The 19,786-nt window shown below is 68.0% G+C and carries 20 protein-coding genes; 14 read left to right on the plus strand and 6 right to left on the minus strand.

The window, feature by feature from the left end:
- Nucleotide 1 precedes the first annotated feature (1 nt).
- From G6N66_RS16110 to G6N66_RS16140, 7 genes are all read left to right on the plus strand, one after another.
- Nucleotides 2-1,342: a PucR family transcriptional regulator gene (locus G6N66_RS16110; protein ID WP_085231098.1), complete on the plus strand. Its 1,341-nt coding sequence runs from the start codon at nt 2-4 to the stop codon at nt 1,340-1,342.
- A gap of 140 nt (nt 1,343-1,482) precedes the next feature.
- The gene (locus G6N66_RS16115) at nt 1,483-2,391 is read left to right on the plus strand and encodes an ACP S-malonyltransferase (RefSeq protein WP_085231099.1); all 909 of its coding nucleotides are present in this window, start codon (nt 1,483-1,485) and stop codon (nt 2,389-2,391) included.
- A 76-nt stretch (nt 2,392-2,467) separates the two neighbouring features.
- Nucleotides 2,468-2,815 carry a meromycolate extension acyl carrier protein AcpM gene (acpM, locus tag G6N66_RS16120; RefSeq protein WP_066960905.1) on the plus strand — a complete coding sequence of 116 codons (348 nt, stop codon included), beginning with the start codon at nt 2,468-2,470 and terminating at the stop codon, nt 2,813-2,815.
- Nucleotides 2,812-4,062: a 3-oxoacyl-ACP synthase KasA gene (gene kasA, locus G6N66_RS16125; protein ID WP_085231100.1), complete on the plus strand. Its 1,251-nt coding sequence runs from the start codon at nt 2,812-2,814 to the stop codon at nt 4,060-4,062. Before acpM ends, kasA begins: the two co-directional genes overlap by 4 nt.
- A 28-nt stretch (nt 4,063-4,090) precedes the next feature.
- Nucleotides 4,091-5,344: a 3-oxoacyl-ACP synthase KasB gene (gene kasB, locus G6N66_RS16130; RefSeq protein ID WP_085231101.1), complete on the plus strand. Its 1,254-nt coding sequence runs from the start codon at nt 4,091-4,093 to the stop codon at nt 5,342-5,344.
- Between the two features lie 37 nt (nt 5,345-5,381).
- Nucleotides 5,382-6,803, plus strand: coding sequence for an acyl-CoA carboxylase subunit beta (locus G6N66_RS16135; protein WP_085231102.1), 1,422 nt, complete (start codon nt 5,382-5,384; stop codon nt 6,801-6,803).
- A gap of 84 nt (nt 6,804-6,887) precedes the next feature.
- Nucleotides 6,888-7,319 carry a nucleoside deaminase gene (locus G6N66_RS16140; protein WP_085231260.1) on the plus strand — a complete coding sequence of 144 codons (432 nt, stop codon included), beginning with the start codon at nt 6,888-6,890 and terminating at the stop codon, nt 7,317-7,319.
- On the opposite strand, the gene G6N66_RS16145 is transcribed toward G6N66_RS16140, so the two are convergent.
- Together G6N66_RS16145 and G6N66_RS16150 are read right to left on the minus strand one after the other, a co-directional pair.
- Complete coding sequence (locus G6N66_RS16145) at nt 7,316-8,851, minus strand: glycerol-3-phosphate dehydrogenase/oxidase (protein WP_085231261.1); 1,536 nt, start codon at nt 8,849-8,851, stop codon at nt 7,316-7,318. The genes G6N66_RS16140 and G6N66_RS16145 overlap by 4 nt on opposite strands.
- Nucleotides 8,839-9,408, minus strand: a complete 570-nt coding sequence (locus tag G6N66_RS16150; RefSeq protein WP_085231263.1) for a TetR/AcrR family transcriptional regulator — start codon at nt 9,406-9,408, stop codon at nt 8,839-8,841. The genes G6N66_RS16145 and G6N66_RS16150 overlap by 13 nt, the downstream gene beginning before the upstream one ends.
- Nucleotides 9,409-9,464: 56 nt before the next feature.
- Between G6N66_RS16150 and G6N66_RS16155 the strand changes: the two genes are divergently transcribed.
- From G6N66_RS16155 to G6N66_RS16165, 3 genes are all read left to right on the plus strand, one after another.
- On the plus strand, nt 9,465-11,042 hold the full coding sequence (locus tag G6N66_RS16155; RefSeq protein WP_085231262.1) for an FAD-binding oxidoreductase: 1,578 nt from the start codon (nt 9,465-9,467) through the stop codon (nt 11,040-11,042).
- On the plus strand, nt 11,039-11,959 hold the full coding sequence (locus G6N66_RS16160; protein WP_085231103.1) for a diacylglycerol kinase: 921 nt from the start codon (nt 11,039-11,041) through the stop codon (nt 11,957-11,959). Before G6N66_RS16155 ends, G6N66_RS16160 begins: the two co-directional genes overlap by 4 nt.
- Before the next feature lie 67 nt (nt 11,960-12,026).
- On the plus strand, nt 12,027-12,545 hold the full coding sequence (locus G6N66_RS16165; RefSeq protein WP_085231104.1) for an Rv2253 family sensor-like surface protein: 519 nt from the start codon (nt 12,027-12,029) through the stop codon (nt 12,543-12,545).
- On the opposite strand, the gene G6N66_RS16170 is transcribed toward G6N66_RS16165, so the two are convergent.
- The 3 genes from G6N66_RS16170 to G6N66_RS16180 form a co-directional block, all read right to left on the minus strand.
- Nucleotides 12,542-13,054, minus strand: a complete 513-nt coding sequence (locus G6N66_RS16170; RefSeq protein ID WP_085231264.1) for a DUF3145 domain-containing protein — start codon at nt 13,052-13,054, stop codon at nt 12,542-12,544. The two genes, G6N66_RS16165 and G6N66_RS16170, sit on opposite strands and share 4 nt — an antisense overlap.
- Nucleotides 13,055-13,192: 138 nt before the next feature.
- Nucleotides 13,193-14,020: a serine hydrolase domain-containing protein gene (locus G6N66_RS16175; protein WP_085231105.1), complete on the minus strand. Its 828-nt coding sequence runs from the start codon at nt 14,018-14,020 to the stop codon at nt 13,193-13,195.
- Nucleotides 14,017-15,078: a class I SAM-dependent methyltransferase gene (locus G6N66_RS16180; RefSeq protein ID WP_085231106.1), complete on the minus strand. Its 1,062-nt coding sequence runs from the start codon at nt 15,076-15,078 to the stop codon at nt 14,017-14,019. Before G6N66_RS16180 ends, G6N66_RS16175 begins: the two co-directional genes overlap by 4 nt.
- A 32-nt stretch (nt 15,079-15,110) precedes the next feature.
- Between G6N66_RS16180 and G6N66_RS16185 the strand changes: the two genes are divergently transcribed.
- Both G6N66_RS16185 and G6N66_RS16190 read left to right on the plus strand, forming a co-directional pair.
- On the plus strand, nt 15,111-16,196 hold the full coding sequence (locus G6N66_RS16185) for an S-(hydroxymethyl)mycothiol dehydrogenase (protein WP_085231107.1): 1,086 nt from the start codon (nt 15,111-15,113) through the stop codon (nt 16,194-16,196).
- On the plus strand, nt 16,196-16,819 hold the full coding sequence (locus G6N66_RS16190) for an MBL fold metallo-hydrolase (protein WP_085231108.1): 624 nt from the start codon (nt 16,196-16,198) through the stop codon (nt 16,817-16,819). The genes G6N66_RS16185 and G6N66_RS16190 overlap by 1 nt, the downstream gene beginning before the upstream one ends.
- Nucleotides 16,820-16,829: 10 nt before the next feature.
- On the opposite strand, the gene G6N66_RS16195 is transcribed toward G6N66_RS16190, so the two are convergent.
- Nucleotides 16,830-17,564: an SHOCT domain-containing protein gene (locus tag G6N66_RS16195; protein WP_085231109.1), complete on the minus strand. Its 735-nt coding sequence runs from the start codon at nt 17,562-17,564 to the stop codon at nt 16,830-16,832.
- 102 nt (nt 17,565-17,666) lie between these two features.
- Between G6N66_RS16195 and G6N66_RS16200 the strand changes: the two genes are divergently transcribed.
- Both G6N66_RS16200 and G6N66_RS16205 read left to right on the plus strand, forming a co-directional pair.
- The gene (locus G6N66_RS16200; RefSeq protein ID WP_085231110.1) at nt 17,667-18,617 is read left to right on the plus strand and encodes an SDR family oxidoreductase; all 951 of its coding nucleotides are present in this window, start codon (nt 17,667-17,669) and stop codon (nt 18,615-18,617) included.
- 28 nt (nt 18,618-18,645) lie between these two features.
- The gene (locus G6N66_RS16205) at nt 18,646-19,740 is read left to right on the plus strand and encodes a class I SAM-dependent methyltransferase (protein WP_085231111.1); all 1,095 of its coding nucleotides are present in this window, start codon (nt 18,646-18,648) and stop codon (nt 19,738-19,740) included.
- Nucleotides 19,741-19,786: the final 46 nt, after the last annotated feature.

Consider the following 19,786-nt stretch of genomic DNA (forward strand, 5'->3'; position numbering starts at 1 on the left):
AGTGAGTGACAAGCGGGCGCCGGCACCCAAGCCGAAGGCGGCGCTCGAGCTGCTGGACACCGTGTCCGAGGGCCTGCTGCGGCGGCTGAAGCAGTACTCCGGCCGGCTGGCAACCGAGGCGGTCTCGGCCATGCACGAGCGGCTGCCGTTCTTCGCCGATCTGGAAGCGTCCCAGCGGGCCAGCGTGGCGCTGGTGGTGCAGACCGCGGTGGTGAACTTCGTCGAGTGGATGCACGACCCGCACAGCGACGTCACCCACACCGCGCAGGCATTCGAACTGGTACCCCAGGAGCTGCACCGCCGCATCCCGTTGCGCAACAGCGTGGAGATGGTGCGAGTCACCATGGAGTTCTTCGAAGAGGTGGTGCCGCTGGTGGCCCGCGACGAGGAGCAGCTGACCGCCTTGACCGCCGGCATCCTGAAATACAGCCGCGACTTGGCTTTCAGTCTCGCCACGGCGTACGCCGACGCGGCCGAAGCGCGTGGGTCCTGGGACAGCCGGATGGAAGCCAGCGTCGTTGACGCGGTGGTGCGCGGCGACACCGGCCCCGAGCTGCTGTCCCGGGCGGCCGCGTTGAACTGGGATACCACCGCGCCGGCGACCGTGGTGGTCGGCACGCCGGCACCCGGCCGCGGCGGCTCAAGCGGCGAGGATGACAGCCTGCGCGCCAGTCAGCACGTCCGCGACACCGCGGCTCGCCACGGCCGGGCGGCGCTCACCGACGTGCACGGGACGTGGCTGGTGGCGATCGTGTCCGGCCAGGTATCGCCGACCGACAAGTTCCTGGCCGACCTGCTGGGCGCGTTCTCCGACGCCCCGGTGGTCATCGGGCCCGTCGCGCCGATGCTGACCGCCGCCTATCACAGCGCAAGCGAGGCGATTTCGGGGATGAACGCCGTCGCCGGCTGGCGCGGAGCGCCGCGCCCGGTGCTGGCGAGGGAACTGCTGCCCGAGCGCGCGCTGATGGGCGACGCGTCGGCGATCGTGGCGCTGCATACCGACGTGATGCGGCCGCTGGCCGATGCCGGACCGACGCTCATCGAGACCCTCGATGCTTATCTGGATTGCGGCGGCGCGATCGAGGCCTGCGCGCGCAAGTTGTTCGTTCATCCAAACACCGTGCGGTACCGGCTCAAGCGCATCACCGACTTCACCGGCCGCGATCCGACCCAGCCGCGCGACGCCTACGTGCTGCGAGTGGCGGCCACGGTGGGCCAACTCAACTACCCGACGCCTCAATCGACTACCGGAAACAACCCCATGCCGGAGATACCGCTGGCGGTCAACGGCCCGGTCAAAGGGCAGGTCAACGGGGATGCGGCGGCCCCGTCGGACCGGTAGTGATTTAGCCAACAGATCGCGACGCGATATCAAACACGTAGCTTACGGGCCTGTTTTGTATACTCCATACAAAAACCTAAGACGAGGTTCATAATCTGTTACACCCGCCAAAACCGTTTCCACAGTGTTCTCTTAAACACGTGATCGCATTTCTTGCGCCCGGACAGGGCTCGCAGACGGAGGGAATGCTGTCGCCGTGGTTGGAACTTCCCGGCGCAGCGGACCAGCTGGCGTCCTGGTCGCAGGCCAGTGGCCTGGACCTGCAACGGCTGGGCACCACTGCCTCGTCCGAGGAGATCACCGACACCGCCATCGCTCAGCCGTTGATCGTCGCGGCCACCCTGCTGGCTTATCAGGAGCTTAAGAACCGCGGGCTGCTCAGCGGCGCAGACCTGGTCGTTGCGGGCCACTCCGTCGGCGAGATCGCGGCCTACGCGATCGCCGGTGTGATGGCCGCCGACGACGCGGTCGCGCTGGCCGCCACCCGCGGCGCCGAGATGGCCAAGGCCTGTGCCGCCGAGCCGACCGGCATGTCCGCGGTCCTCGGCGGCGAAGAGGCCGATGTGCTCAGCCGTCTCGAGCAGCTCGACCTGGTCCCCGCGAACCGCAACGCCGCCGGCCAGATCGTCGCCGCCGGTCCGCTGACCGCGCTGGAGAAGCTCGCCGAAGACCCGCCGGAGAAGGCCCGAGTGCGCGCGTTGAGCGTGGCCGGCGCCTTCCACACCCGGTTCATGGCTCCGGCTCTTGACGGCTTCGCCGCCGCGGCGGCCAACATCGCCATCGCCGAGCCCACCGCCACGCTGCTGTCCAACCGCGACGGCCAGCCCGTCACGTCGGCGGCGGCGGCAATGCAGACCCTGGTCTCTCAGCTCACCCAACCGGTGCGCTGGGACCTGTGCACCGCGACGCTGCGTGAGCACAACATCACGGCGATCGTGGAGTTCCCGCCCGCGGGCACCCTCACGGGCATCGCCAAACGCGAACTTCGGGGGGTTCCTACGCGCGCCGTCAAGTCACCCGCAGATCTGGACGAGCTGGCCAACCTCTAACTGCCCGCTTTTCTAGTTACAACCAAAGACGAACATGAGTTCGGTTGCTACACAACACATTACGAAGGGAAAGACCGTGGCCGTAAGTCAGGAAGAAATCATCGCCGGTATCGCCGAGATCATCGAAGAGGTCACCGGTATCGAGCCCTCCGAGGTCACCCCGGAGAAGTCGTTCGTCGACGACCTGGACATCGACTCGCTGTCGATGGTGGAGATCGCCGTGCAGACCGAGGACAAGTACGGCGTGAAGATCCCCGACGAGGACCTCGCCGGCCTGCGCACCGTCGGTGACGTGGTGTCCTACATCCAGAAGCTCGAGGAAGAGAACCCCGAGGCCGCCGAGGCGCTGCGCGCCAAGCTGGAGACCGAGAACCCCGACGCCGTTGCCAACGTCAAGGCAAGGCTGGAAGCGGACAGCAAGTGACCAAGCCTTCCACTGCCAATGGCGGTTACCCCAGTGTTGTGGTAACCGCCGTCACGGCGACGACATCGATCGCGCCGGACATCGAGAGCACGTGGAAGGGCTTGTTGGCCGGCGAGAGCGGCATCCACGTCCTCGAAGACGACTTCGTCACCAAGTGGGATCTGCCGGTCAAGATCGGTGGACACCTCAAGGAGTCGGTCGACATCCACATGGGCCGGCTGGACATGCGGCGGATGTCGTATGTCCAGCGGATGAGCAAGTTCCTCAGCGCTCAACTGTGGGAGAACGCCGGCAGCCCGGAGGTCGACCCGGACCGGTTCACCGTCGTGGTGGGCACCGGCCTGGGCGGCGCCGAGCGGATCGTGGAGAGCTACGACCTGATGAACGAGGGCGGGCCCCGCAAGGTGTCCCCGCTCGCGGTGCAGATGATCATGCCCAACGGCGCCGCCGCCGTGGTGGGTCTGCAGCTGGGGGCCCGCGCCGGGGTGATCACTCCGGTGTCGGCTTGTTCGTCGGGCTCGGAGGCGATCGCCCACGCCTGGCGCCAGATCGTCATGGGTGACGCGGACATCGCCGTCTGCGGCGGTGTCGAAGGACCCATCGAGGCGCTGCCCATCGCGGCGTTTTCGATGATGCGGGCCATGTCGACGCGCAACGACGACCCCGAAGGGGCGTCGCGCCCGTTCGACAAGGACCGCGACGGCTTCGTGTTCGGCGAGGCCGGGGCAATGATGGTCATCGAGACCGAAGAGCACGCCAAGGCCCGCGGCGCCAAGCCGTTGGCCCGCATCATGGGCGCCGGTATCACCTCGGACGCCTTCCACATGGTGGCGCCCGCGGCGGACGGCGTCCGCGCCGGCAAGGCGATGACCCGGGCGCTGGAATTGGCGGGCTTGTCCGCCAAGGACATCGACCACGTCAACGCGCACGGCACGGCGACGCCGATCGGCGACACCGCGGAGGCCAACGCCATCCGCGTCGCCGGCTGTGAGCACGCGGCGATCTACGCGCCGAAATCGGCGCTGGGACACTCGATCGGCGCAGTCGGGGCGCTCGAGTCGGTGCTCACGGTGCTGAGCCTGCGGGATGGAGTCATCCCGCCGACACTTAACTACGAGACCCCGGACCCAGAGATCGAGCTGGACGTCGTCGCCGGCGAGCCTCGCTACGGCGAGTACCGCTACGCGATCAACAACTCGTTCGGCTTCGGAGGTCATAACGTGGCGCTCGCGTTTGGGCGCTACTAGAAGTACGGAAGGAACTTTCGCAGGACCCATGTCTGAACTGGTTACGGGGAAAGCGCTACCCAACGTCGTCGTCACCGGCATGACCATGACGACCGCGCTGGCGACCGATGTCGACAACACGTGGAAGTTGTTGTTGGACGGCCAAAGTGGGATTCGCACGCTGGAAGACCCGTTCGTCGAGGAATTCAATCTGCCGGTCCGCATCGGCGGGCACCTCTTGGAAGAATTCGACCATCACCTCACCAAGGTCGAACTGCGTCGCACGGCATACCTGCAGCGGATGTCCACCGTTTTGAGCCGGCGGTTGTGGGACGACATCGGCGCACCCGAGGTTGACACCAATCGATTGCTGGTGTCCATCGGCACCGGCCTGGGCTCGGCCGAGGAACTGGTCTTCAGCTACGACGAAATGCGCGAGCGCGGCCTGCGAGCGGTGTCCCCGCTGACGGTGCAGAAGTACATGCCCAACGGTGCGGCTGCCGCGATCGGGCTGGAACGGCAGGCCAAGGCCGGTGTGTTGACGTCGGTTTCGGCCTGCGCGTCCGGGTGCGAGGCCATCGCTCGTGCGTGGCAGCAGATCGTCCTCGGTGAGGCCGACATGGCCATCTGCGGTGGCGTGGAAACCCGGATCGAGGCGGTCCCGATCGCCGGCTTCGCCAACATGCGCATCGTCATGTCCACCAACAACGACGACCCCGCCGGAGCGTGCCGCCCGTTCGACAAGGACCGGGACGGCTTCGTGTTCGGCGAGGCCGGCGCCCTCATGACGATCGAAACCGAGGAGCACGCGAAGGCGCGTGGCGCCAACATCGTGGCCCGGATCATGGGAGCCAGCATCACCTCGGACGGCTTCCACATGGTTGCGCCGGACCCCAACGGGGAACGCGCCGGGCACGCGATGTCGCGCTCGATCCAACTGGCGGGCCTGACCCCGGCCGACATCGACCACGTCAACGCCCACGCCACCGGCACCCAGGTCGGCGACGTGGCCGAAGGCAGGGCCATCAACAACGCCCTCGGCGGCCACAAACCCGCCGTGTACGCGCCCAAGTCCGCCCTCGGCCACTCGGTGGGCGCGGTCGGCGCGGTCGAATCGATCCTGACCGTACTTGCGTTGCGGGATCAGGTGATTCCGCCCACCCTCAATCTTGTAAACCTCGATCCAGAGATCGACCTGGATGTCGTGGCAGGCAAGCCGCGGCCCGGTAATTACCAATACGCGATCAACAACTCATTCGGCTTCGGCGGTCACAACGTAGCGATCGCTTTTGGTCGCTACTGACCCTCCTAGCATCACCCCAGAAAACAGGAGACCTGAGATGACAACGATGGCCCCCTCGGAGGTTGGCGAATCGCTCGACCCCCGTGACCCGCTCCTGCGTCTCCGTAACTTCTTCGATGACGACAGCGTCGAACTGCTGCACGAGCGGGACCGCTCTGGAGTGCTGGCCGCGGCCGGCACCGTGAACGGGGTGAGGACCATCGGATTCTGTACGGACGGAACCGTAATGGGCGGCGCGATGGGCATCGAGGGCTGCCGGCACATCGTGAACGCCTACGACACCGCCATCGAGGAGCAGAGCCCGATCGTGGGCATCTGGCACTCCGGTGGCGCCCGGCTCGCCGAAGGCGTCAAGGCGCTGCACGCGGTCGGGACGGTGTTCGAGGCGATGATCCGGGCGTCGGGCTACATCCCGCAGGTCTCGGTGGTCGTGGGCTTCGCCGCCGGCGGCGCCGCCTACGGACCGGCGCTGACCGACGTCATCGTGATGGCGCCGGAAAGCCGAGTGTTCGTCACCGGGCCCGACGTGGTCCGCAGCGTCACCGGTGAGGACGTCGACATGGCGTCGCTTGGTGGTCCGGAGACCCACCACAAGAAGTCGGGCGTGTGCCACATCGTCGCCGACGACGAGCCCGACGCCTACGAGCGCGGTCGCCGGTTGGTCGGATTGTTTTGCCAGCAAGGGCTTTTCGACCGCAGCAAGGCCGAGGCCGGCGACACCGACATCCACGCGCTGCTGCCCGAATCCGCGCGGCGGGCGTACGACGTGCATCCGATCGTGACCGCGATCCTGGACTCGGACACGCCCTTCGACGAATTCCAGGCCAACTGGGCGCCGTCGATGGTGGTCGGGCTGGGCCGGCTGTCCGGCCGCACGGTCGGCGTGCTGGCGAACAACCCACTGCGCCTGGGTGGCTGCTTGAACTCCGAAAGCGCCGAGAAGGCAGCGCGTTTCGTGCGGCTTTGCGACGCGTTTGGTATCCCGCTGGTGGTGATCGTCGACGTTCCGGGCTACCTGCCCGGTGTCGACCAGGAGTGGGGCGGCGTGGTGCGCCGCGGCGCCAAGCTGCTGCACGCCTTCGGCGAGTGCACCGTTCCGCGCGTCACGCTGGTCACCCGAAAGACCTACGGCGGGGCCTACATTGCGATGAACTCGCGTTCGCTCAACGCCACCAAGGTGTTCGCGTGGCCGGACGCCGAGGTCGCCGTCATGGGCGCCAAGGCGGCGGTGGGCATCCTGCACAAGAAGAAGCTGGCCGCCGCGTCCGAGGAAGAGCGCGAAGCGCTGCACGACCAGCTGGCCGCCGAGCACGAAAAGATCGCCGGTGGCGTCGACAGCGCCATCGAGATCGGCGTCGTCGACGAGAAGATCGACCCGGCGCACACCCGCAGCAAGCTCACCGAGGCGCTGGCCGAGGCGCCGGCTCGGCGCGGCCGCCACAAGAACATCCCGCTGTAGTCGCCTCCCTACTGCGAAAAAAGTCGCCGCAGCGTTACGCTCGCGGCTGTGGATGACAATCACGGACCCCTCTCGGCACAGGCGATGCTGGAAGTCGCCATCGAAGAAGCCCGCGCCGGGCTGGCGGAGGGCGGCGTCCCGATCGGGGCCGCACTGTTCACCACCGACGGCGCGCTGCTCGGTCGCGGCCGCAATCGCCGTGTGCAACAAGGGGATCCGTCGTTGCACGCCGAGGTTGACGCATTTCGGGCGGCGGGCAGACAACGCGACTACCGCTCGACCATCATGGTCACCACCCTGACGCCGTGCTGGTATTGCAGTGGCCTGGTGCGCCAGTTCAACATCGGCGCGGTGGTGATCGGCGAGGCCGAAACGCTGCGCGGCGGGCACGAGTGGCTGGCCGAACACGGGGTCGCGATCACCCTGCTCGACGACCCGCGCTGCACCGCAATGATGTCGGACTTCATCGCGGAGAACCGTGCCCTGTGGTACGAGGACATCGGCGAAACGCCCTAGTCGATGAACTCCTGGGCCACGCCCACAGCCCGCTCGCGATCGCGCGCCACCAGACCGATCCGCGTCCGCCGATCGAGGATGTCGCCGACGTCCAGCGCGCCCTCGTGGGTCACCGCGTATTGGAACTCCGCCCGCGTCACGTCGACGCCCTCGGCGACCGGGTCGGCGGGGCGCTCACAGCTCGCGGCGGCCAGGACATTGGGCGCCTCGGCGCCGTAGCGCGCAACCAGCGATTCGGGCAGGCCGGGCAGCGGCGGGACGTCTGCCCCGGGGTTGGCCGGTGCTCCGATCAGCGGCAGGTTGCGGGTCCGGCACTGCCCGGCGCGCAGCCGCCGCAGGTCGATGGCGCGATTCAACACGTCCTCGGCCATGTAGCGGTACTCGGTCAGTTTGCCGCCGACCACACTGAGGGCGCCCGACGGTGATTCGAACACGGCGTGGTCGCGCGACACGTCGGCGGTGCGTCCCTCCCCGGTGTCGATCAGCGGCCGCAAACCCGCGTAGGAGCCGATGACATCCTCGGGGCCAAGCGCGCTTCCCAACGCGGTGTTCACCGTCTCCAGCAGAAACGCGATCTCGGCCGAAGACGGCTCTGGCACATCGGGAATCGGCCCGGGCGCATCCTCGTCGGTCAGCCCGAGATAGACCCGGCCCAGCTGCTCGGGCATCGCGAACACGAAGCGGTTCAGCTCGCCGGGAATCGGAATGGTCAGCGCTGCAACAGGATTCCCAAACGCAGCGGCGTCGAACACCAGATGGGTCCCGCGGCTGGGCCGTAACTTCAACGAGCCGTCGATCTCTCCGGCCCACACACCCGCCGCGTTGATGACCGCACCGGCCGACACGTCGAATGACTCACCGCTGCGCTGATCGGTCAACCGCACCGACGTATCGGTCGCCTCCGAGGCGGCCACGTAGGTCAGGATCCGCGCGCCGTGCTGGGCCGCGGTGCGCGCCACCGCAACCACCAATCGGGCGTCGTCGATCAATTGCCCGTCGTAGGCGAGCAATCCACCCGCGAGCCCGTCGCGTCGCACGGTGGGAGCCATCTGCACGACGCGCTGCGCGGAGACCCGGCGGGATCTGGGCAGGGCGGACGCCGGGGTCCCGGCGAGCATCCGCAACGCGTCGCCCGCGAGGAACCCGGCGCGCACCAGCGCACGCTTGGTGTGATTCATCGACGGCAGTAGCGGAACCAGTTGCGGCATCGCATGAACCAGATGAGGAGCGTTGCGGGTCATCAGGATTCCGCGCTCGATGGCGCTTCGCCGTGCGATTCCGACGTTGCCGGTCGCCAGGTAGCGCAGGCCGCCGTGCACCAGTTTGGAACTCCAGCGGCTGGTGCCGAATGCCAGATCGTGCTTTTCCACGAGCGCGACCCGCAGCCCGCGCGATGCCGCGTCCAGGGCGATGCCGACGCCGGTGATGCCGCCGCCGATGACGAGCACGTCGAGGGCTTCGCCGTCGGCCAGCGCGCTCAGCTCGGCGGTGCGGCGCGCGGCGTTAAGGGCGGTGGAGTTCACGACAGGTATCCGTTCAGGGCGTGGGTGAGTTCGGCGGCCAGCGCTTCGGAGTCGAGGATGGGCCGGACGATGTCGGCGGACTGAATGGTCGACTGCGCGATCAACAACACCATGGTCGCCATGCGCCGCGGGTCGCCGGCGCGGACGCTGCCCGATCGCTGCGCCACCGCCAGCCGGGCCGCGAGCGCCTCGATCAGGAACTGCTGGCTGGTGCCCAGCCGCTCGGTGATGTAGACCCTGGCCAGCTGCGAGTGCAGCACCGACATCACCAGCTCGTCGCGCCGCAGCCGGTCGGCCACCGCGACCACCTGCTTGACCAACGCGTCCCGGTCGCTGCCGTCCACCGGCACTTCGCGCGTCACCTCGGTGATGTGGCTGGTCAGCAGCGCCGACATGATCGACGGGGTGTCCGGCCAGCGCCGGTACACCGTCGGACGGCTCACCCGCGCGCGCCGGGCGATCTCGGCCAGCGTCACGCGATCCACCCCGAAATCGATCACACAACTCGCCGCGGCCTGCAAAATCCGCTCCCCGGTGTCCAAGACTGCGTTACTTGTTGACATCATATGTAATACTGTAACGCATGACGCAGGATTCCGGCACTGAGCAACTCCTTCCCCCGATGAAATGGAACGCGTGGGGAGATCCCGCCGCCGCCAAACCCCTCTCCGAAGGGATCCGTTCCTTGCTCAAGCAGGTGGTGGGCCTGGAGGACTCCGACGCCGGCGAACTGCGGCCCGACCAGGTCACGCTGAGGCCGTCGGCGTTGTCGCAGGCCGATCACGATGCGCTGGCCGCGATCGTCGGCGCCGCCTTCGTGCGCACCGCGGATCGGGACCGACTGCTGCGCGCCGGCGGCAAGTCCACCCCCGACCTGCTGCGGCGCAAGGAGCCCGCCCAGGATGCGCCCGACGCGGTGTTGCTCCCCGGCACCGACGAAGAGGTCGCCGCGATCCTGCGGCACTGCTCCGAGCGCGGCATCGCCGTCGTCGCGTTCGGCGGCGGCACCAGCGTCACCGGTGGACTCGATCCCACCCGCGGGCAGTTCGGTTCCGTAATCTCCCTGGACCTCAGGCGCTTCGACCAGCTGCTGTCCCTGGACGAGGTGTCCGGCGTGGCGGAGTTGGGTGCCGGTGTCACCGGACCGGACGCCGAACGCCTGCTCGGCGCGCGCGGCTTTTCGCTCGGCCACTTCCCGCAGAGCTTCGAGTTCGCCACCATCGGGGGTTTCGCCGCGACTCGGTCGTCGGGCCAGGATTCGGCCGGTTACGGGCGGTTCAACGACATGATCCTGGGGCTGCGCATGATCACCCCGGCCGGCACGCTGGACCTCGGACGGGTCGCCGCGTCGGCGGCCGGCCCTGACCTACGCCAGCTGGCGATCGGCTCCGAGGGCGTCTTCGGCGTCATCACCAAGGTGCGCCTACGGGTGCACCGAGCACCGGAAACCACCCGTTACGAGGCGTGGTCGTTCCCCGACTTCGCCACCGGGGCAGCGGCTTTGCGGGCCGTGACCCAAATCGGCACCGGGCCCACCGTGGTCCGGCTCTCCGACGAGGCCGAGACGGGGGTTAACCTCGCCACCACCGAGGCGATCGGGGAAAGCCAGATCACCGGCGGCTGCCTGGGGCTGACCCTGTTCGAGGGCACCAAGGACCACACCGAGAGCCGGCAGGCCGAAACGCGCGCGGTGCTGCAGGCGCACGGCGGAACGTCGCTGGGCGAGGCGCCCGCGCAGGCCTGGGAACGCGGCCGGTTCGCCGCCCCGTACCTGCGCGACTCGCTGCTGGCCGTGGGCGCGCTCTGCGAAACCCTCGAGACCGCCACGGACTGGTCGAACCTCGACGCGCTGAAGGCCGCCGTGACCGAGGCGCTGACGACCTCGTTGGCCGAATCGGGCACGCCGGCGCTGGTGATGTGCCACATTTCGCACGTGTACCCCACGGGCGCTTCGCTGTACTTCACCGTCGTCGCCGGCCAGCGCGGCAACCCGATCGAACAGTGGTGGGCCGCCAAGAAAGCCGCCTGCGATGCGATCATGGCCACCGGCGGAACCATCACCCACCACCATGCGGTCGGCGCCGACCATCGCGCCTGGATGCGCGACGAGGTCGGCGATCTGGGCGTGCAGCTGTTGCGGGCAATCAAGACGACGCTGGACCCGGCCGGAATTCTCAACCCCGGCAAGCTGATTCCGTGAGCGACCTGAGCCGGCGCGAGATCGGCAAGGTCGCCGCGCTGACCAATCCGGTGTCGGGGCACGGCGCGGCCATCGCGGCGGCGCAGACCGCGATCGCCCGGCTGCACCGGCGCGGTGTGGAGGTCGTCGAAATCATCGGCGACTCAGCCGAAGACGCGCGTCATCTGGTCGGCGCGGCACTGGAGAAGGGCACAGACGCGGTCATGGTCACCGGCGGCGACGGCGTCATCTCCAACGCGCTGCAGGTGCTGGCGGGTACCGACGTTCCGCTGGGCATCATTCCGGCGGGCACCGGCAACGACCACGCTCGTGAATTCGCCATTCCCACAACGGATCCCGAGGCCGCAGCCGACATCATCATCGACGGCTTCACGGAAACCATTGACCTGGGCCGGATTCGGGGCGACGACGGGACCGATAAATGGTTCGGCACCGTGGCCGCGGCCGGATTCGATTCGCTGGTGACCGATCGCGCCAACCGGATGCGCTGGCCGCACGGGCGGCTGCGCTACTACCTGGCGATGCTCGCCGAACTCTCGCAATTGCGGCTGTTGCCGTTCCGGATGGTGCTCGACGGCACCAAAGAGATCGACGCCGACATCACGCTTGCGGCCTTCGGCAACACCCGAAGCTATGGTGGCGGGCTGCTGATCTGTCCGAACGCCGATCGCTCCGACGGACTGCTCGACATCACCATGGCGCACTCGGATTCGCGGACCAAACTGGTCCGGCTGTTTCCCACCGTCATGAAGGGCACCCACGTCGAGCTCGACGAGGTGAGCACGGCGCGCGCCCGATCCGTCCAAGTGGAGTGCCCGGGCATCAACGTCTACGCCGACGGCGACTTCGCGTGCCTGCTGCCCGCCGAGATTTCCGCCGTGCCGCGCGCGTTGCAGATCCTGCGGCCAAACCGCTGATCACGGCGGTGTAACACTTCGGCCACCGAAGACGACATCTTGGCATCAATACCTCACAGGAGGAACGATGCTGGGACACCGCAGGACCGGACTCATCGCCGTGGCGGGAGCGGCCGTGAGCTGCTCGTTATGGCTCGCTCCGGCGGCCTTCGCCGGTACGGGTTCGGCCCTGGACGGGCACTACATGGTGACGTTCTCCGCCAACCAGAAGACCGGCACCAGCGCGGCGGCCCGGATGCCCGAACCGGCGCAGTGGGCCAAATACTCGTTCACCTCGAGTTGCTCCACCGGCGGTTGCGTCGCCAAGGTCAGCGACGCGCCCGCCTCCCCCAGCCTGTACGCGCAGCAGTCAGGTCCCTACACCTGGAACGGGTCGCAGTGGATCGAGCAAACGACCTCCAAATACGACTGCCCGGTCGCCGGCGGCCGGGTGGAACGCGACCCGGCCCGCTCGACCGCGGTGCTGACGCCCGGCCCCAACGGCGCGCTCACCGGCGTGTTTCACACCGACATCGTGAGCGGCGCGTGCAAGGGCAGCGTCGAAATGCCGCTCACCGCAACGCCTTACAGCCCGCCGGTGATCTAACCGACGCCGCGGCTGAGCCAGGTCACCTCGCCCGCATCGCCGCCGTCGCGGTACACCTCGAGCGCTTCGTCCCAGGCCGTTCCCAGTACCGAATCGAGTTCGGCGGCCAGCGTGTCGGCGCCCTGCGCCATCATCGACCGCAGCCGCATTTCCCCGACCATGATGTCGCCGTTGGCGCTCATCGACCCGCTCCACAGCCCCAGCTGCGGGGTGTGGCAGAACCGCTGACCGTCGACTCCGGGGCTGGGGTCCTCGGTGACCTCGAACCGCAGCACCGACCAGGAGCGCAGCGCGTTGGCCAACCGGGCGCCGGTGCCGACCGGCCCGATCCAGTTCGTCACCGCGCGCAGCTGGCCGGGCATCGCCGGCTGCGGGGTCCACACCAGGTTCGCCTTGGCTTGCAGGGTCGACGACAACGCCCACTCGACATGCGGGCACACCGCGGCCGGTGAGGCGTGCACGTACACCACGCCTGCCGTGGCGTCGGCGAATTGATTCGACGCTCGCATCTTTTGCTCCTTCAGTTCCACGAGGGACGTCTTCCCCAACGACCTGGTAAAACCCAAGGGCAAACTGCGTGCAGGATGCGTGTAGTTGTGATTTTTGTGCCGTGCGTGTCTATTGTGCCTTGTGAGACCCCTGTTGCGCTAGAGTGCAAATTTTTCGGCGATCACCGCGTCGGAAATTGCCGGCCAGATTTCGAGCGCCCACTGCCCGAAATCGCGGTCGGTGAGCACCACCAACGCCAGGTCCGCCTCGGCATCGACCCAGATAAACGTGCCTGATTGGCCGAAATGCCCGTATGTCGAGGCCGAGTTGCGGGTGCCGGTCCAGTGCGGCGATTTCGCGTCCCGGATCTCGAAGCCCAGCCCCCAATCGTTGGGCCGCTGCACGCCGTATCCCGGAAGCACGCCGTCCAGACCGGGAAACTGCACCGTGGTCGCGTCGGCGTGCATGCCGGCCGAGACGGTCGACGGTCGCAGCAGGTCACCGGCGAACGCCGCCAGATCCGCAACCGTGGAGGTCGCGCCGAAACCGGCCGCCTCGGCGCCGCCGTCCAGCCGGGTCGACGTCATGCGCAGCGGTTCGCATACCGCTTCGGCCAGGTAGCCGCCGAATTCGATGCCCGACTCGCGCTGGACGGCCTCGGCCAGCAGGGTGAAGCCGTAGTTCGAGTAGATCCGGCGGGTGCCCGGCTTGGCCAGTACCTTGCCGGATTGCAGTGCCACACCCGACGCGTGCGCCAGCAGGTGGCGCACCGTGGCCCCCGGCGGGCCCGCCGGGGTGTCGAGCTCGAGCACCCCTTCCTCGACGGCGATCTGCACCGCCCGGGCCACCAGCGGCTTGGTGACCGAGGCCAGCGCGAACTGCCGCTGGATGTCGCCGTGGGTGGCCAGGATCCCGGCGGGCCCGACGACGGCGGCGGCCGCATTGGTTACCGGCCAGTCCGCGAGGGCGTCCAGCGCGGGCGTCACTTCCTGGCGATGTAGTAGCTGTTGATCGGGTCGGACTCGACCTCGACCACCCGGACATCGGCGAATCCCGCGTCGCCGAGCATCGAGGTGGCCAGCTGGGTTCCCCACGCCGTGCCAAGTCCGACGCCGTCCAGCGCCAGGGACACCGTCATGCAGTGCATCAGCGAGACGGTGTAGAGGTAGGTGCTCATCGGGACGTCGACGTTCTCCTCGAGCCGGCTGGATGCCTTGATGTCGGCCATCAGGAAGACGCCGCCGGGCCGCAGCGCGCGGTAGATGTTCTCCAAGACGCGCGCCGGCTGCGCCTGATCGTGGATCGCGTCGAACACGGTGATCACGTCGTAGGCGTCCGTCTTGTCCAGCTCGGTCAAATTGTGTGCCTCGAAGGCCGCGTTGGTCAGGCCGAGGCGGGCCGCCTCGGCGGCGCCGGCCGCGATCGCCTGTTCGGAGAAGTCGATGCCGGTGAAGCGGCTCGCCGGAAACGCCTGTGCCATCACGTTGATCGCGTGTCCGCTGCCGCAGCCGAAATCGGCCACGTCGGCCCCGGCCCGCAGCCGTTCCGGCAGACCCTCGGCCAACGGCAGCACGACGTCGACCAGCGCGATGTCGAACACCGCGGCGCTCTGCTCGGCCATCAGCGCGTGGAAGCGCGGGAATTCGCTGTAGGGCAGGCCGCCGCCCTCGCGGAAGCATCCGATGATTTTCTGCTCGACCTCGCCGAGTTGCGGAAGGAACAAAGCCACCAACGCCAGGTTGTGCGGTCCGGCGGCGCGGGTCAGCACCGCCGCCCGGTGCGCGGGCAGCGAGTAGGTGGCGGTGTCGGCGTCATAGTCGACGACGTGCGCGGTGGTCACGCCGGCCAGCCACTCCCGGACGTAACGCTCGTTGAGTCCGGCGGCCTCGGCGATCTGCGCGCTGGTGGCGGGCGGCAGTCCGGCCATCGTGTCGAAAAGGCCGGTCTGGTGTCCGATGCTCAACAGGAGTGCGAGGCTCGCGCCGTCGATGGCCGCGACCATTCGTCCGGTGAATTCCTCGGCGGTCTCGGCTGCCGTCGTCATGTTCAGCGACGCTACACCGTAGGTTGTAGGCCATGAGTCAGACAGTGCGCGGAGTGATTTCACGGAAAAAGGGTGCGCCCGTGGAGCTGGTGGACATCGTCGTCCCCGACCCCGGGCCGGGCGAGGCCGTCGTCGACATCGCGGCGTGCGGGGTGTGCCACACCGATCTGACCTACCGCGAGGGCGGCATCAACGACGAGTATCCGTTCCTGTTGGGCCACGAGGCCGCGGGCACGGTCGAGGCCGTCGGCCCGGGAGTGACCTCCGTGGCGCCGGGCGACTTCGTGATCCTGAACTGGCGCGCGGTGTGCGGGCAGTGCCGGGCCTGCAAGCGCGGCCGGCCGCAGTTGTGCTTTGACACCTTCAACGCCGAGCAGAAAATGACGCTGACCGACGGCACCGAGCTCACCCCGGCTCTGGGCATCGGGGCCTTCGCCGACAAGACGCTGGTGGCCGCGGGCCAATGCACCAAGGTCGATCCCCAGGTCGACCCGGCCGTGGCCGGCCTGCTGGGCTGCGGGGTGATGGCCGGGCTGGGGGCGGCGATCAACACCGGCGGGGTGACCCGCGACGACACCGTCGCGGTGATCGGCTGCGGCGGCGTGGGCGACGCCGCGGTCGCCGGGGCCGCGCTCGTGGGCGCCCGGCGGATCATCGCCGTCGACACCGACAACACCAAGCTGGACTGGGCCCGCAAATTCGGCGCCACCCACACCGTCAACGCCCGCGAATTCGACCCCGTCAAAACCATCCAGGACCTCACCGACGGCTTCGGCGTCGATGTGGTGATCGACGCGGTCGGCCGCCCGGAAACCTGGAAGCAGGCCTTCTACGCGCGCGATCTGGCCGGAACCGTGGTCCTGGTCGGCGTTCCCACCCCCGACATGCGCCTGGACATGCCGCTGGTGGACTTCTTCTCCCACGGCGGCTCGTTGAAGTCGTCCTGGTACGGCGACTGCCTGCCCGAGCGCGACTTCCCCACCCTGATCGAGCTGCATCTGCAGGGCCGTCTCCCGTTGGACAAGTTCGTCTCCGAGCGCATCGGGCTCGGCGACGTCGAAGAGGCGTTCCACAAGATGCACGACGGCAAGGTGCTGCGTTCGGTGGTAGTCCTGTAATGGTGGACATCGATCGCGTCATCACGCACGGCACCTTCGAACTCGACGGCGGCAGTTGGGAAGTCGACAACAACATCTGGCTGGTCGGCGACAATTCCAACGTCGTGGTGTTCGACGCCGCGCACGACGCCGCCCCGATCGTCGAGGCCGTCGCTGGCCGCCATGTGGTCGCGGTGGTCTGCACGCACGGGCACAACGACCACGTGACCGTCGCCCCCGAACTCGGTACGACGCTCGACGCCCCGGTGCTGCTGCACCCCGCCGACGAGGTGCTGTGGCGAATGACCCACCCGGACAAGGACTTTCGCGCCATTTCCGACGGCGAGACGCTGACCGTCGCCGGCACCGAGTTGCGCGCGCTGCACACCCCGGGCCACTCCCCTGGATCGGCGTGCTGGTACATCCACGACCTCGGCGTCGTGTTCAGCGGCGATACGTTGTTCTCCGGCGGACCGGGCGCAACCGGCCGCTCCTATTCGGACTTTCCGACGATCCTGCACTCGATCTCAGAGCGGCTGGGCAAGTTGCCGGCCGAGACCATCGTGCACACCGGCCACGGCGACAGCACCATCATCGGCGACGAGATCGTCCACTACGAAGAATGGGTCGCCCGCGGCCACTAGCCCCTCGCGCCTAGCCGCCGCCCAGGATCCGGCGCTTCTCGGCCTGGAACTCTTCCTCGGTGAGCGCGCCGGAATCCCGCAATGACGCAAGCGTTTTGAGTCGCTCCAGCCTGATGTCCTCGTCGCTGGGCACCGGGGCAGCGTAGCTGGGCTGCACGTCGACGGTGGGGAAGACCACCGGCGCGTAGGCCGACACCACGGCTCTGCGCCGGGTGCGGGACAGCCACACGCCCGACAGAATCGAAATAACAAGGCCCGCAACGAAAATCGCGACGAACACCCACACGAGGTAGCCGTACGAGCTGCTGTGACCGAACGCCAACTGCGGGGTGATGTACCCGTTGACCTGCCCGTCCGTCGTGATGTCGTAGGTGGCGTCAGCGGGAATCTGCGCCACCCACACGCGCACGTGCGAGTCGTTGTTGACCGTCGTCGTGCTGCCGATGTTCTCGGTGACCACCGGTTGGGCCACCCCGTCGGGCGGCTTGATCGTCACCCCGAGCGGCGGCACCGGCAGGCCGCCGCCGTTGGGGCCGCCGATCACCACGGTGTGCAGGCTGATCGTGACTTCGCCGGCGGGCAGATGCAGACGCCCCGCCCCCGGGATCGGCACCTCGCCGTAGGCGTTGTATTTGTCCAGGAAGAACGCGTTGAGCACCAAGGTGGTGATGAAGCCGCCCACCGACACGACCATCATCACGACGGCAGCGGACAGCGCCATTTTCACCAGCCGCCTGCTTGTCACCCACGCAGTGTGTCACTGCGGGCCAGGCCGTGCCAGCGTTCCCAGGCGATGACGCAAAGAGCACACTTGGACAGGACCCACACCGAAGAAGGAGTGATACGCATGGCCAACGATCTCGTCGCCACCGTGCCCGACCTGTCGGGGAAGCTGGTCGTCATCACGGGGGCCAACAGCGGTCTGGGGTTCGGGCTGGCCCGACGGCTGTCCGCCGCCGGCGCCGACGTCGTCATGGCGATACGCAATCGCGCCAAGGGCGACGCGGCGATCGAGGAGATCCGGCGGACGGTGCCCGACGCCAAATTGACCATCAAGTCCCTCGACCTGTCGTCACTGGCGTCCGTCGCCGCCCTGGGCGAAGAGTTCAACGCCGAGGGACGACCCATCAACATCCTGATCAACAACGCCGGGGTGATGACGCCGCCGGAACGCGACACCACCTCCGACGGCTTCGAATTGCAGTTCGGCAGTAACCATCTCGGACACTTCGCGCTCACGGGCCACCTGCTGCCGCTGTTGCGCGCCGCCGACGGCGCGCGGGTCGTGTCACTGAGCAGCCTGGCGGCCCGCCAAAGCGGCAAGATCCACTTCGACGACCCGCAATTCGAGAAGTCGTACGCGGCCATGTCCGCCTACGGCCAGTCGAAGCTGGCCGTGCTGATGTTCGCGCTGGAATTGGACCGGCGCAGCCGCGCGGGCGGCTGGGGCATCATGTCCAACGCCGCGCACCCGGGCCTGACCAAAACCAACCTGCAGATCAGCGGGCCGTCGCACGGCCGGGAGAAGCCGGCGCTCATGGAGCGGTTGTACAAGACGTCCTGGCGTTTCGCGCCGTTCCTGTGGCAGGAGATCGACGAGGGAATCCTGCCCGCCGTGTACGCGGCCGCGACGCCGCAGGCCGAGGGCGGCGCCTTCTACGGGCCCAGCGGCTTCTACGAACTGGCCGGTGGCGGTGTGGCACCGGCCAAGGTGCCCGCGCGTGCCCGCAACGACGAGGACTGCCGGCGACTGTGGGAGCTTTCCGAACAACTCACCGGTGTCCGCTACCCGAGCTGAGGACTGCCGCAGCGTTTATCGTTCCACCATGCCCGAATCAAGCATCGTGGTGCGGCCGGAGCCGATGGAGAGCGCGACCTACACCGCGTCCTCACGGCTGCAGGCCGCCGGATTGTTACCCGCGGTCGCGCTGTTCGAACGCGCCGCCGCCGAGGTCCCGCTGCCCACACCGCCGCAGCCGATCGTCGTCGCCGACTATGGCGCCGCGACCGGCTACAACTCGCTCAAGCCGATGTCTGCGGCGATCGGTGCACTTCGACGGCGCACGAGTCGCGACCACGCAATCCTGGTGGCGCACACCGATGTACCAAACAACGATTTCACCGCCTTGTTCCGGACCCTGGCCGACGACCAAGACAGCTACCTGCAGCACGATCGCGCGAGTTTTCCGTCGGCGATCGGCCGCTCGTTTTACGGCCAGATCCTGCCGTCGCGCACCGTCAACCTCGGCTGGTCGTCGTGGGCGGTGCAGTGGCTGAGCCGGATCCCCGCCGGAGCACCCGAATTCGACGACCACGTGCAGGTCGCCTACAGCAAGAACGCGGAGGCCCGCGCCGCGTACGCCCGTCAGGCCGCCACCGACTGGAATGACTTCGTGGCGTTCCGCGGCCGGGAGTTGGCTCCCGACGGCCGGCTGGTGGTGCTCACGATGGCCCTCGACGAAAACGGCGAATTCGGTTACCGCGCCATGAACGACGCGCTGGTTGCGACGCTCAACGATCAGGTCAGTGACGGCCTGCTACATCGAGATGAGTTGCGGCGCATGGCATTTCCTGTTTTCGCCCGCGACGAGAAGGACTTTCGCGCGCCGTTCTCCCCCACCGGCCGCTTCGAGGGTTTGACGATCGAGCACCTCGAGATCTTCAACGCAGACGATCGATTCTGGGAAACGTTCCAATCGGATGGCGACGCAGAGGCTTTCGGGGCGCGATGGGCAGCGTTCGCGCGGGCCGCCCTCTTCCCCACTTTGGTGGCCATGCTGGATCGCGGGGCCGATGACCCGCGGGCGGCCGAATTCATCCAGCGGCTCGAGGCCGGCATCGCGCGCCGGCTGTCGGGTGCGCCGGAGCCAATGCGGATCCCACTCGCCTCGCTGGTCCTGGTCAAGGACGGATCGCGGTGACCGGAGTTTCGGCGTTGCACCCCAGTGGGTAGACCTGATCCGGGGT

Source organism: Mycobacterium conspicuum (assembly GCF_010730195.1).
GTDB classification, from domain to species: domain Bacteria; phylum Actinomycetota; class Actinomycetes; order Mycobacteriales; family Mycobacteriaceae; genus Mycobacterium; species Mycobacterium conspicuum.